This window comes from Fructilactobacillus vespulae (assembly GCF_047324295.1).
GTDB classification, from domain to species: Bacteria; Bacillota; Bacilli; order Lactobacillales; family Lactobacillaceae; genus Fructilactobacillus; species Fructilactobacillus vespulae.
The window spans coordinates 1108146-1121706 of record NZ_CP137138.1; the positions used below are offsets into that span (position 1 = coordinate 1108146).

General features: G+C 33.2%; 11 protein-coding genes. All 11 read left to right on the forward strand.

Annotation, left to right across the window (positions count from 1 at the left end):
• Nucleotides 1-25: 25 nt before the first annotated feature.
• The 11 genes from R4B61_RS05560 (at nucleotide 26) to rimM (ending at nucleotide 13561) form a co-directional block, all read left to right on the forward strand.
• The gene (locus R4B61_RS05560; protein ID WP_413627276.1) at nucleotides 26-1714 is read left to right on the forward strand and encodes a DAK2 domain-containing protein; all 1689 of its coding nucleotides are present in this window, start codon (nucleotides 26-28) and stop codon (nucleotides 1712-1714) included.
• Between the two features lie 67 nt (nucleotides 1715-1781).
• Nucleotides 1782-3812: an ATP-dependent DNA helicase RecG gene (gene recG, locus R4B61_RS05565; RefSeq protein WP_413627277.1), complete on the forward strand. Its 2031-nt coding sequence runs from the start codon at nucleotides 1782-1784 to the stop codon at nucleotides 3810-3812.
• 12 nt (nucleotides 3813-3824) lie between these two features.
• Complete coding sequence (gene plsX, locus R4B61_RS05570) at nucleotides 3825-4862, forward strand: phosphate acyltransferase PlsX (RefSeq protein WP_413628303.1); 1038 nt, start codon at nucleotides 3825-3827, stop codon at nucleotides 4860-4862.
• Between the two features lie 78 nt (nucleotides 4863-4940).
• The gene (rnc, locus tag R4B61_RS05575; RefSeq protein WP_413627278.1) at nucleotides 4941-5651 is read left to right on the forward strand and encodes a ribonuclease III; all 711 of its coding nucleotides are present in this window, start codon (nucleotides 4941-4943) and stop codon (nucleotides 5649-5651) included.
• 16 nt (nucleotides 5652-5667) lie between these two features.
• Nucleotides 5668-9201 (forward strand): chromosome segregation protein SMC, encoded by a 3534-nt coding sequence (gene smc, locus R4B61_RS05580; protein WP_413627279.1) that lies wholly within the window; start codon nucleotides 5668-5670, stop codon nucleotides 9199-9201.
• Nucleotides 9201-10550 carry a signal recognition particle-docking protein FtsY gene (gene ftsY / locus R4B61_RS05585; RefSeq protein WP_413627280.1) on the forward strand — a complete coding sequence of 450 codons (1350 nt, stop codon included), beginning with the start codon at nucleotides 9201-9203 and terminating at the stop codon, nucleotides 10548-10550. Before smc ends, ftsY begins: the two co-directional genes overlap by 1 nt.
• Nucleotides 10551-10554: 4 nt before the next feature.
• Nucleotides 10555-10914 carry a putative DNA-binding protein gene (locus tag R4B61_RS05590; protein WP_413627281.1) on the forward strand — a complete coding sequence of 120 codons (360 nt, stop codon included), beginning with the start codon at nucleotides 10555-10557 and terminating at the stop codon, nucleotides 10912-10914.
• A 9-nt stretch (nucleotides 10915-10923) separates the two neighbouring features.
• Nucleotides 10924-12363: a signal recognition particle protein gene (gene ffh, locus R4B61_RS05595; protein ID WP_413627282.1), complete on the forward strand. Its 1440-nt coding sequence runs from the start codon at nucleotides 10924-10926 to the stop codon at nucleotides 12361-12363.
• An 87-nt stretch (nucleotides 12364-12450) separates the two neighbouring features.
• Nucleotides 12451-12729, forward strand: coding sequence for a 30S ribosomal protein S16 (rpsP, locus tag R4B61_RS05600; protein ID WP_413627283.1), 279 nt, complete (start codon nucleotides 12451-12453; stop codon nucleotides 12727-12729).
• 8 nt (nucleotides 12730-12737) lie between these two features.
• A complete protein-coding gene (locus tag R4B61_RS05605; RefSeq protein WP_413627284.1) occupies nucleotides 12738-12983 on the forward strand; it encodes a KH domain-containing protein in 246 nt (81 codons plus the stop codon).
• Nucleotides 12984-13048: 65 nt separating this feature from the next.
• Nucleotides 13049-13561 carry a ribosome maturation factor RimM gene (gene rimM / locus R4B61_RS05610; protein ID WP_413627285.1) on the forward strand — a complete coding sequence of 171 codons (513 nt, stop codon included), beginning with the start codon at nucleotides 13049-13051 and terminating at the stop codon, nucleotides 13559-13561.

The following is a 13561-nucleotide window of genomic DNA, read 5'->3' on the forward strand; positions in this document are numbered from 1 at the left end:
GAATTAAAAGGGAGATTGGATAATAGTGCCAGTAACTAAGATTACGACTAAAGAGTTCGACCAAATGGTTCAAGCTGCATCAGTCGTATTAAAAAATAATGCAGAATATATCAACTCATTGAATGTCTTCCCGGTGCCTGATGGGGATACGGGAACTAATATGAGTTTATCGATGGAAAGTGGGGCTAAGTACGTCCTAAATTCATCAAGTAATACAGTTGGTGGTAAGGCTTTAGCACTTGCTAAAGGTTTGTTAATGGGTGCCCGTGGTAACTCTGGGGTTATTCTTTCACAAATTTTTAGAGGATTATCTAAAGATGTTGAAGAAAAAGACACTTTAAATGCGAAAGACTTATCAGAGGCAGTTGTGGCCGGAGCCAAAACTGCATATAAATCAGTTATGAAGCCTACAGAAGGTACTATTTTAACTGTGGTTAGATATGCAGCTAATGCTGGTCAAAAAGAAGCCGAAAAAACCGATGATATCGTTAAAGTAATGGATGCAATTACTAAAGGTGCTAATGAAGCGTTGGCTAAAACACCAGATTTACTACCTGTTTTAAAACAAGTTGGTGTAGTTGATTCTGGGGGGCAAGGACTAGCATTTGTTTTAGAAGCATTTGATGATGTTCTAAATGGTAGAGAAACAAATACCAATGCACACGAAAAAGTTAACGTTGAATCTAATAAAATGGATGAATTAGTTAATGAAGATCATCATGAAAGTGCTCAAGGTAAATTGAATCCAGATGATATCGTGTATGGTTATTGTACGCAAATGACAGTTCGTTTTGGAAAGGGAAAAGAGTTCCAAAATGATTTTGATTATGATAGTTTTTATAACTATTTAGCTCCATTAGGTGATTCATTGTTGGTTATTAATGACGATGAAGTAGCTAAGGTCCATGTTCATACTGAACAACCAGGAAAAGTTTTAGCTTGGGGCCAAAAATTCGGTGATTTAATCAACATTAAAATCGATAATATGAGAAGCCAACAAGAAACAATTATGGAAAATGACGAAGCTGAAGAAGAAAAAGCTGCTTCTGAAGAACCTAAGGATTTAGCAATTATTTCAGTAGTTGCTGGTAAAGGTTTGGAAAAACTATTTAAGAGCCTTGGAGTTACTAATATCATTAGTGGTGGTCAAACCATGAATCCTAGTACTGAAGATATTGTTAATGCGGTTAATAATGCTAACGCTAAAAATGTAATTGTTTTACCAAACAACAAAAATATTTTTCTTGCAGCAGAACAAGCAGAAAACTTAACTGATGTACCAATGAAAGTTGTTCATACTAAAACCATCCCTCAAGGATTAACTGCTATGTTTTCATTTAATCCAGTTGCTAGTTTAGAAGATAATCAAGTAACTATGGAAGATGCCTTAGATACAGTGGTTAGTGGTCAAGTTACTGCAGCTGTTAGAGATACAAAAATAAATGATCTTGATATTAAAAAAGGTAGTTATATGGGAATTGTCGATGGCAAGATTGAAGTTCTCGACGATACATTAGAAGATGCTGCCGTTAACATGTTAAAAGCAATGTTAGATGAAGATAGTGAAAATGTTACTATCATTTATGGTGAAGGTGGTTCTGATTCAATTGCAAAACAAGTGGAAGATGCCGCGTTAGAAATTGATGATGAATTAGAAATTGAAATTCACGAAGGTGATCAACCTGTCTATCCATTAATTATTTCGGTGGAATAGGTAGTAGCAAGTTAGTTGTTAATTCTTTTAGAATTGGCAGCTTTTTTGTTATTAAAGGAGTGAAATAATGAAAAGTTTACATGATAGTATTAGTGATTTAAAAGGAGTGGGCCCCAAGAAACAAGAGGCTTTATTTGACTTAGATATTCATACTATTTTTGATCTCTTAACTTATTTTCCTTTTCGTTATGATGACTTTAAAGTTAGTAATCTATCTGAATTAAAGGATCAACAATTGACTACGATTAGTGGAGTAGTTGCTGCCGAGCCAACGGTTAATTTTTTTGGTCGTAAGAAGAACCGGTTAATCGTTAGATTGTTAGTAGGAAGAGATGTCATCCCTGTAACCTTTTTCAATCAAGCTTGGTTAAAAAAGCAAATTGAAGTTGATCAAAAAATACTAGTTTATGGTAAGTTTAGTGCTAGCCAGAAATCCCTTTTAGGAATGAAAATTTTAAAAGGAAATACTAGTGAACGTTTTTCCCCAATTTATTCGGTTAATAGTAAAATTACACAAAAGACGTTGCGGCAGTTAATTAAAGATGCCTTTAAGGATTATCAGTCGGTGATCACAGAATTTCTTCCTCAATGGATAATTAAAAAGTACCGGTTGGAATCATTTTTGTCGGTCATTAAAAATATGCACTTTCCTAAAAGTCCTAGTGATGTAAAATTAGCGAAACGAACGGCAAAATTTGAAGAGTTTTTTCTTTTTCAAATGCAATTACAAACCATTAAGAACCAACATCAAAAAGATGATAATGCGAGAATTAGTGCTGACAAACTTAATTTAATGCCATTTATTGATAAACTTCCTTACCGGCTAACGGCTGCCCAAGATCGGGTAGTAAATGAAATCCTGGCAGATTTACATCGTCCATATACGATGAATCGATTGTTACAAGGTGATGTTGGAAGTGGTAAGACAGTGGTTGCAGCCATTGCAATATTGGCAACAATTTGGTCTAAAAAGCAAGCAGTGATGTTGGCACCAACGGAAATTTTAGCTGAACAACATGCAAACGGATTAGCTGAACTGTTTCAGAATTTAGGAATTAACGTTGCGCTGTTGACAGGTGATACTCCACAACAAGCGCGGAAACAGATTTTACCTAGAATTAAAGACGGAAGTATTAATCTTGTGATTGGTACGCACGCTTTATTTCAAGATAAGGTTAAGTACCACGATTTAGGATTAGCGGTCATTGATGAACAACATCGATTCGGAGTTAAACAAAGAAGAAAAATGCGTGAAAAGGGTAAAGCAACTAATATTCTTTCGATGACCGCAACCCCAATTCCCAGAACACTGTCGATTACAGCGTACGGTGAAATGGATGTATCGGTAATTGATGAGTTGCCAGGTGGACGGAAGCCAATTAAAACTACCTGGATTAAGTCCGCCCAAATTAGAACCATGTTGAACTTTCTCTGGAAACATTTAAAAAATGGGGAACAGGTTTACGTGGTGGTGCCATTAATTGAACAATCGGAAACTTTAGATATGAGAAACGTTAACGATACTTTTGAAAAGTTTAAACAAGAATTTAATCCAAAGTTTTCGGTTGGTCTGTTACATGGGAGTATGAATGACGAAGACAAAAAGAATGTAATGCAAGACTTCAAAGCTAATAAAACTAACATCTTGGTGTCAACTACGGTTATTGAAGTAGGTGTTGATGTCTCAAATGCTAGTATAATGGTTATCTTTGATGCCGATCATTTTGGGTTAGCGCAATTACATCAATTGAGGGGACGAGTTGGTAGAGGTTCACAACAATCTTATTGTGTTTTAATTGCAGATCCTAAAAATGAAGTTGGGGTTAAAAGAATGGACGTAATTAGTTCTTCGACTGATGGTTTTCTTATTTCGCAAAAAGATTTAGAATTAAGAGGTCCTGGTGATATCCTCGGGAATCAACAGTCTGGAATTCAGAACTTTAAAATTGGAGATCCGATAGCAGACCTGAATATTCTTAGTACTGCCCAAGAGGTTGCCAAAGAAATAACCGATAACGAAGAATGGAAACAATTAGACGAAAATCAAGAATTAATTCGTTGTTTAAAAATTTTAAATAAAAATACATCTTTTGATTAAGGAGTTATTATGATTAAACTTGCAGTTGACGCAATGGGTGGAGATGATGCTCCACGAGCAGTTGTAGAAGGTGTTGAACTTGCGCGTGATGTTCGAGATGACATCGAGTTCATCTTATTTGGTGACGAAGCCCAAGTTCGACCATTATTAAAAAACGATCATCATATTAAAATTGTTCAAGCTGATGAAGTTATTGGAATGGATGAAGAACCAGTTAGAGCAGTTAAAAAGAAAAGAAAATCTAGTTTGGTATTAGCAGCCAAAGCGGTCAAGAATGGTGATGCAGATGCATTGGTTTCAATCGGTAGCAGTGGTGCCTTATTAGTATCTTCGCTATTATTAGTGGGAAGAATTCGTGGAGTTGATCGTCCTGGATTTACTGCCACTTTACCAGTAATCAATGATGATAGAGGGTTCACGATGGTTGATGCTGGTGCTAATGCTGATGCCAAAGTACAAAATATTGTTCAGTATTCTCTTTTAGCCAAGTACTATGTTGAAAATGTTCGTGGAATTAATAATCCGAGAATTGGTTTAATTAATAATGGAACCGAAGCTGACAAGGGTGATATGATCCACAGAAAAATGCATGATGCTTTACAAGAATTAGGCGATAAAGGTCAAATCAATTTTATTGGAAACGTTGAATCTAGAGATTTATTAAATGGAGTAACTGATATTGCGGTTACCGATGGTTTTACTGGAAATGCGGTTCTAAAGTCAATTGAAGGAACGGCATCATCAATAATCAGCATGCTTAAATCAGGAATCAAGCAAGGTGGAATCGGTAGCAAGTTAGGAGCTCTTTTACTAAAAGGAACTTTAAAAAAGATTGCTAAAAAGATGGATTACAAAAAGCAAGGTGGAGCAGTGTTATTAGGTTTGAAGGCCCCGGTAATTAAGGGACACGGAAATAGTGATGCTGAGACAATGAAATATTGTTTAACTAATGCAGCTGATGTAGTTAAATCTGGTTACGTAAAAGCAATCACTGATCATTTTAATGAACATGAAATTAATCCAACTGATGAAGTGATTAAATCTGAATAAAAGTAAAACTCTATCGGTGTAGATAGAGTTTTTGCTTTAATGATATACTGGTAATGAGTAAGTATGGAGGAAATAATTTTGCAGAAAAAATTTGATGATATTCTATCTGAGAAATATAATATTAAGTTTAATGATGAATCGCTTTTAGACGAAGCCTTTACTCAGGCGTCGTATGTTAACGAACATCCAGATCAAGACCTTAAGTTTTATGAAAGACTTGAGTTTTTAGGGGATGCTGTCTACCAATTAGTCGTCTCCGACTATATTTTTATTAGGCATCCAGAAATGCCACAAGGACGTCTTACTAGACTTCGTGCAGCAATGGTTAACCGGCATAGTTTCAGTCGTTTTGCTAGAGAATGCCAATTTAATGAATTTATTAGATTAGGTAAAGGTGAAGAAAAAGCCGGTGCAAGAAATCGAGATTCGCTTCTTTGTGATATTTTTGAATCATTTATTGGGGCAGTTTACTTAGATCAAGGAATTGAAACCGTAAAGCATTTTTGTAATATGGTGATTTTTCCAAAATTAGATCAAGGTTGGTTTGATGAATTCTTTGATCACAAGACAGAACTACAAGAAGCAATTCAAATTAATGGACCAGTTAAGATTGAGTATAAACTTTTGGATGAAAATGGTCCTGATAACGATCGCCAATTTAAAGTTGCTGTATATGTAGATGATCAAGAGTTAGGTGTCGGCGAAGGTCAGTCAAAGAAAAATGCTGAACAAGTAGCTGCAAAGGGAGCTTTAAATCGACTTGGAATTAAAGACCAAAAATTACAATAATGAGTGAGGATTAGTTGTGAAATTAAAGTCTATACAGATTTCGGGATTTAAATCATTTGCGGATAAGACAACAATTGATTTTAAGAATGGGTTTACTGGAGTTGTTGGTCCCAATGGTAGCGGTAAAAGTAACGTTATCGAAGCAGTTCGTTGGGCTTTAGGAGAACAGTCGGCTAAAAATCTTCGTGGGAAAAATATGAAAGACGTCATTTTTTCTGGATCTAATAACCGCCATCAGTTAAATAGAGCTCAAGTTAGTTTAATTTTTAATAATAGTAGCCATTTTTTAGATTCTGAATATTCAGAAGTTAAAATTACGAGAACTTATTATCGAAACGGTAATAGTATTTATTCTATAAACGGAAATGAATGTTTACTAAGAGATGTTCATAATCTGTTCTTAGATACTGGTTTAGGTGAAGGGTCGCTATCGATTATTTCACAAGGGAATGTTGATGATGTTTTGGATGATGACGTTCAAAAACGAAGATCAATTATCGAAACTGCAGCTGGTGTTTATAAATATAAACAGCAAAAAAATGATTCAGAAAAAAAGTTAGCTGACACACAAGCTAACTTAGATAGAATTTCTGATATTACTAATGAAATCAAAAAGCAAATAACCCCATTAAAAGAGCAAAGCGAAAAAGCTTCGCTCTATTTGCGTCAGAAAAAATATTTGGATCAACTTAGCTATACTAGATATAAAACAGAATTAGAACAAAAAGTAAAAGAACAAGGGATACTGCAAAATTCATTTACTGAACAGCAAACACTTCAAAAACAAGATGAATCATTAATGGATGATTTGAAAAATAAAAGAATTGAAGTTGTGCAAAAAAATGAAAAATTAACAGCAACAAGAGAAAAAAATCAAAATAAAAGATTAGAGAAAACTAAATTATTAGAAAATATCACTAGTGAAAAAGAGTTAAGTTTACAGAAGAAGAGTTTTAACTTAGAAAAACAAAGTGAATTAAAACAGCGACTAGTAATTGTTGCGGAAAATAAAGATAATTTACAAAACAATTTAGATGATACCCTAAAAAAGAGAACGAAATTAAACCATAAAATTCTAGAATTAGAAACAAAATGCAAAGACTCTAAATTAGAAGCGATTGAAAAAGAACTCGAAAAAAATAAAGTAAGTCTAACTAATACAAGAAATGATTATTTAGACCTAAGACAAGAATTAGCTGATAAACATAACCAAGTTACGTTACAAGAGAAGTTATCACAACAAACTGATAGTAACTTGAAATCTCATTACCAACAGTTAAATATATTAAATCAGCAATTAGATGATCTGAAGGTTAAAATTAGTGCAGCAAAACAAAGCTTTGATGAATCCTATAAACAACAAAATAAATTGATAAAAGATTTTCAAGCACTCGACACAGAATATAATGCTAAATCAAATAAAGTTGATGAAATGAATTCAAAATGGTTTGACGCTTTACGGATTTTTCAAGAATTTAAAACTGAAAAAAGCAGTTTGCAATCAATGATTGAGAATCACAATACCCTTTACCAAGGGACCAAGAATTTATTGAAAAATCGTGATCAATTAAGTGGGATTTTGGGCACTGTCGGTGATTTGTTAAAGGTAGAAAGTGAATATGTTTTATCAATCGAAACTACCTTAGCAAGTTCCATTCAAAATGTGGTCGTTGAGAATGTCAGCGATGCTAGAAAAGCCATTAAATTTTTAAGTTCTAATAGTCTCGGAAGAGTAACTTTTTTGCCAATGAATGATGTTAATTCGAGGTCAGTTGCTCCGTCTGTTCTAAATAACGTAAAAGAGATGGATGGATTTATTGATGTAGCAGCAAATTTAGTCTCTTTTGATTCAATATATTCTAAAGTAATTGACCATTTATTAGGTAATATATTAATCGTTGATACGATTAAAAACGCGACAGCAATTAGTAATCGAATTGGCCATCGAGTTCGGATTGTAACTTTAACTGGTGAAGTAATTAATGCGGGTGGTTCAATTACCGGTGGTAAGAATCATCGTCAATCTGAAGGGATTTTATCGCAAAAGGAACGATTAGTTAAATTAACTGATAAAGTATCTAAGATGCAAGATAAATTAGATTTTGGTGAAAATAATATTAAGGAAAACCAATCTGAATTGAAGACAATTCAAACCCAAAAAGATGATTTACAGCAAAAGATTAATGATTACAAAGCGCAAGTTCAGATTAATGATAATAATCTAAAGATGTTATTGGATAATCAGGTTAAATTAGAACGAGAAATTAAGGCACAAGAGCTTCAATTTAAACAAAATAATCCAGAAATTGATGATAATCAAATTGATTTAAAAAATGAAATTAATAAGATTGAAAAGCAACTTGCGGATAACCAACATAATAATCAGTGGTTAAATGAAAAAATTGAAGAGTTGGAACAAGCAGCCTTAAAGGAACAAAATTCATTAATTAAAGTTAAACAAGAATTAGGAATTCAAAAGGAACGCTTTAGTAACATTACTAATAGCTTATCCGATTTAGAATCCCAAAAAAGTTCGTTAACTAGTGAATCCAAGGAACTAGAAAAGCAGATTGATATTATTACGACTGAGTTAAATAAGATTGAAGAAGTAGCTAGTGTAGATGCCGCGGATGTTAAAAAAGAAGTTCAAGAAATTGAAAAGCAATTAGATGATAGTAATTCTGAACTACAATTAATACGGGAACAACAGGATAAATTAGATAAAGATATTGCTGACAAGCAACAATTACTTTTGAATCGATCTGAAAAATTGCATAAATTAGAAACCGAATCAACTTTAATTAATCAAGATATTAGTCATGATAAAGCTAAGATTAATAACTTATTAGAAGATGATTCAAATATTTCAATGATTAACCTAGATTTTGATAAAATTGTTGCAGAAATGGGAAATACATCTAAACAAATTAATGAGCTGGGTCCCGTTAATATTGGAGCAATTTCTGATTATCAAGAAATAAAAGAACGTTATGAATTTATGAATCATCAAATGAATGATTTAATTGATTCTAAAAATCAATTGTTGGAAACAATGAATAAAATGGATGAAACTGTTAAAATCCGTTTTGAAGAAGCATTTAAATTGATTTCTCAGTCATTCACTAAAGTTTTTCAAAATATATTTGGTGGTGGTGAGGCCAAATTAGAACTGAGTGACCCACATCATTTATTAACGACTGGAATTGATATTTTGGTTAAACCACCTGGTAAGCGTTATCGTAGTATTAATTTACTTTCTGGTGGAGAAAAAGCATTGACGGCATTAGCCTTATTATTTGCGGTAATTGAAATTAAGGCGATTCCATTTGTCATACTTGATGAAGCGGAATCTGCACTTGATCCAGCTAACGTTGATCGTTTTGCACGTTACATTGTTAGCTTAAAAGATAAAAATCAATTTATTGTTGTTACTCATCGAAAAGAAACGATGGTGTATGCGGATGATTTATTCGGAATAACAATGCAGAACTCTGGTGTTTCAAAGTTAGTTTCTGTAAATTTAAGTCATAATAAAGAGGAGGATTCATAATGGGATTATTTGATATTTTTCGAAAAAAAAATAAAAAAGACCTTGAAAAGCAAGAAGCCGAGGCTCAGACTGAAGAACAATCAGAACAATCAGAACAATCAGAACAATCAGAACAATCAGAACAATCAGAACAATCAGAACAATCAGAACAATCAGAACAATCAGAACAATCAGAACAATCAGAACAATCAGAACAATCAGAACAATCAGAACAATCAGAACAATCAGAACAATCAGAACAATCAGAACAATCAGAACAATCAGAACAATCAGAACAATCAGAACAATCAGAACAATCAGAACAATCAGAACAATCAGAACAATCAGAACAATCAGAACAATCAGAACAATCAGAACAATCAGAACAATCATCAATTGATGAAGATGAAATTGAAACCGAAATTAATTCAGAATCAAACGATGATGAAAAATACGAAAATGGTTTAGCTAAAAGTAGATCTTCTTTTGGACAAAAACTAAATCAACTGTTTGCTAATTTTAGAAGTGTTGATGAAGATTTCTTTGAAGATTTAGAAGACACTCTAATTGAATCAGATGTTGGTGTAAAAACTGCGATGGAAATTAGTGATCAACTAAGAGAAGCAGTTAAATTAGAAAATGTTAAGGGGTCAAAAGATGTTCAAAATTTTGTGATTCAAAAATTAGTTGAAATTTATGATGCTCCAGATAATAGCGAAAATGAGCTTAAGTTAAATACTGATGGTCCCACAGTTATTTTGTTCATTGGAGTTAATGGAGCCGGTAAGACTACTACGATTGGCAAAATGGCCAATAAATATCGTGAATCCGGTAAAAGAGTTCTAGTTGCCGCTGCCGATACATTCAGAGCAGGAGCAATTCAACAATTAGATGAATGGGCTAAACGAGATCAAGTTGATATTGTAAAAAAAGAAGAAGGTAGTGATCCGGCTTCAGTTGTTTTTGATGCAGTAAAGAAAGCTAAAGATGACAACTATGATATTCTATTTATTGATACTGCTGGTAGACTTCAAAATAAAGTTAACTTAATGAATGAGTTAGCAAAGATGAATAAAATCATTACCAGAGAAATTCCTGGGGCACCACAAGAGGTTCTTTTGGTTGTGGATGCTACAGTTGGTCAAAACGCTTTAAATCAAGCTAAAATGTTTAAAGAAGTAGCTGATATTTCAGGAATTGTGTTAACTAAATTAGATGGAACTGCACGAGGAGGAATTGTAATTTCAATTAAAAATGAAATTGGAATTCCAGTTAAATACGTTGGTTTAGGAGAAAAGGTTTCTGATTTACAGGAATTTAATCCTGAAAAATTTGTTTATGGTCTCTTTAAAGGTCTTATAAAGGAATAAAATAATGATGGAAAGCTTTGAAGCTAAATTAAATAAAGATAATCATATTAATTCGTTATATGACTTTTATGGTAGTTTACTAACCAAAAAGCAAGCTGACTATATCTCGCAATATTATGCAGATGATTTTTCGTTAGGTGAAATTTCAGAAAACTTTGGAGTTAGTCGTCAAGCGGTTTATGATAATATTCGTAGAACCGAAAAAACATTAGAAAACTACGAAAAGAAAATGAATTTGTATAAGCATTTTGTTAATCGGAATGAAATAATTGATGAACTCAGTGAATATATAAATGAAAATTATGCAAATGATCAAAAGCTATCAGAAATAGTCAAAAGATTAGAAAAAGTAGAAGAAGAGTAGGAGTTAATTATGGCATTTGAAGGACTTAGTGAAAAGTTACAGGATACCTTTAAAAAACTACGTGGAAAAGGAAAAATTAGTGAAGCTGATCTCCGAGAAACGATGAGAGATATCAGACTTGCTTTGTTGGATGCCGACGTTAATTTTACGGTTGTCCGTAATTTTATTAAGAGTGTGCAAAGCAAGGCCAAGGGAGAAAGCGTTCTTGAGGGTTTAAATCCTGGGCAACAAATCATTAAAATTGTTAACGATGAATTAACTGAAATGATGGGTGGAGAAGCAACCACTTTAAAAAAGTCAGAAAAAATCCCTACAATAATCATGATGGCCGGATTACAAGGTGCTGGTAAAACTACTACAGTTGGTAAGTTAGCTAAGCGCTTGAAAGAAGAAGAAAATGCTCGTCCTTTGATGATTGCGGCTGATATTTATCGTCCGGCAGCAATTGAACAACTTCAACAAGTAGGAAATCAGGTGGATGTCCCAGTTTTTGAAGAAGGTACCGACGTTGATCCAGTTAAAATTGTTGAAGATGGGTTAGCACAAGCCAGAGAAAATAAGAATGATTATGTTTTCATTGATACGGCCGGTCGTTTACAAATCGATGAAAAATTAATGGATGAGCTAAAAAACATTAAAGAAGTTGCTAAACCTACTGATATTTTATTAGTAGTTGATGCAATGACTGGTCAAAATGCGGTAAATACTGCTGAAGGATTCAATGATGCTCTAGATATTACTGGAGTAGTATTAACTAAGTTAGATGGTGATACCCGTGGTGGTGCTGCTTTATCAATTAAAGCAGTGACTGGAAAACCAATTCTATATACCGGTCAAGGTGAAAAGATGGATAATCTTGATATTTTCCATCCTGATCGAATGGCTTCAAGAATTTTGGGAATGGGTGATGTATTATCATTTGTAGAAAAAACCCAAAAGAATATTGACGAGAAAAAGTCACTTGAATTAGCTGAAAAGATGAAGGAAAATTCCTTTAACTTTGATGACTTTTTAAGCCAACTAGAACAAATTCAAAATATGGGTCCATTAAAAGACTTAATGGGTATGATTCCTGGAATGGCAAATAATCCTGCTTTAGCGAACGTTGAAATGGATCCTAAGGATTTAGATAGAATTAAAGCAATTATTTATTCAATGACTAATGAGGAACGAGACAATCCCGATGTGTTGAACCCATCAAGAAGACGAAGAATTGCACGTGGTTCAGCTCAACCTATTCAAAGTGTTAATCGTTTAATTAAACAATTTAACCAAATGAAGAAAATGATGAACCAAATGACTAACGGAAATATGTCTGGAATGGAAAATATGATGCAGGCTTCTGGAATGGGTAAAGGAATGGGGAAACTTTCTAACCTTGCGATGAAGCGAATGAGCCGTAAAATGAAAAAGAATAAAAAGAAACGAAATAAGAAAAAAAGAAAATAAATTGATGGTGTAAAGAAAAAACTCTTTACATATGAATGAATTCTTGTTAATATATTAATTGTTAAGAAATCAATAGGAGGTGTAGTTATGTCTGTTAAAATTCGTTTAAAACGTATGGGTTCAAAGAAAAATCCTTTTTACCGTATCGTAGTTGCTGATTCACGTAGCCCTCGTGATGGTCGTTACATCGAAAACGTTGGTACTTACAACCCATTAGTTGAAGAAGACCAAGTAACTTTACAAGAAGAAGATATTCTTGATTGGTTAATGAAGGGTGCCAAACCTTCTGATACAGTTAAAAACATCTTGTCAGATGCAGGTATCATGAAGAAACTTCATGAAGCTAAATTAGCTGCTAAAAAATAATTTTAATTATGATTAATTTCGATAATTTAATAAAAAAGATTATTAAACCATTAGTTAAGTATCCCGACGATGTCAAAATCGATCATCAAGAAACCAATGATTTTCATGAGTATATTTTATCTACGAATGCAAAAGATGTTGGTCGAGTGATTGGTAAGCGTGGAAGAGTTGCACAAACAATTCGCACTATTGTATATAGTGTTCATGTTGCTGACAATAAAAGGGTTAAGCTTATTATTGATGGTGGTAAATAAGAAAGAACCCTCAAATAAAACTTTGTTTTATTTAAGGGTTCTTTTTAGAATTGAATGGAGTAACTATGGAATACTTTAATGTTGCTAAAATCGTAAATACACAAGGACTTAAAGGTGAGGTCCGGACACAGGTATTAACTGATTTTCCGGATCAACGCTTAAAAAAAGGAAAAACTGTCTATGCATTTGTCGATGATAAGATTCTTCCGTTAGAAATTGATGGTAGTAGAAAACATAAATCCTTTGAATTACTACATTTTAAGGGATATGATTCAATCAATGATGTTGAATTTTTGAAACCATCCTTTTTAAAAATTAAAGAAGATCAACTTGATGATATTGATTTACAACCAGGTGCATATTTTTATCACCAAATTATTGGTTTACCAGTTTTTGATGAAGAAGATAATAAGTTGGGAATTGTAAAAGAGATTATGGACTTAGGTCCAAATGATGTCTGGGTTGTTAAACGTGATGGTCAAAAGGATTTATTGTTGCCTAAAATTGATGATGTAATTAAACAAGTTGATTTAGACAAGCAAAAAATCATAGTCGATGTATTGGAAGGGTTAGATTAA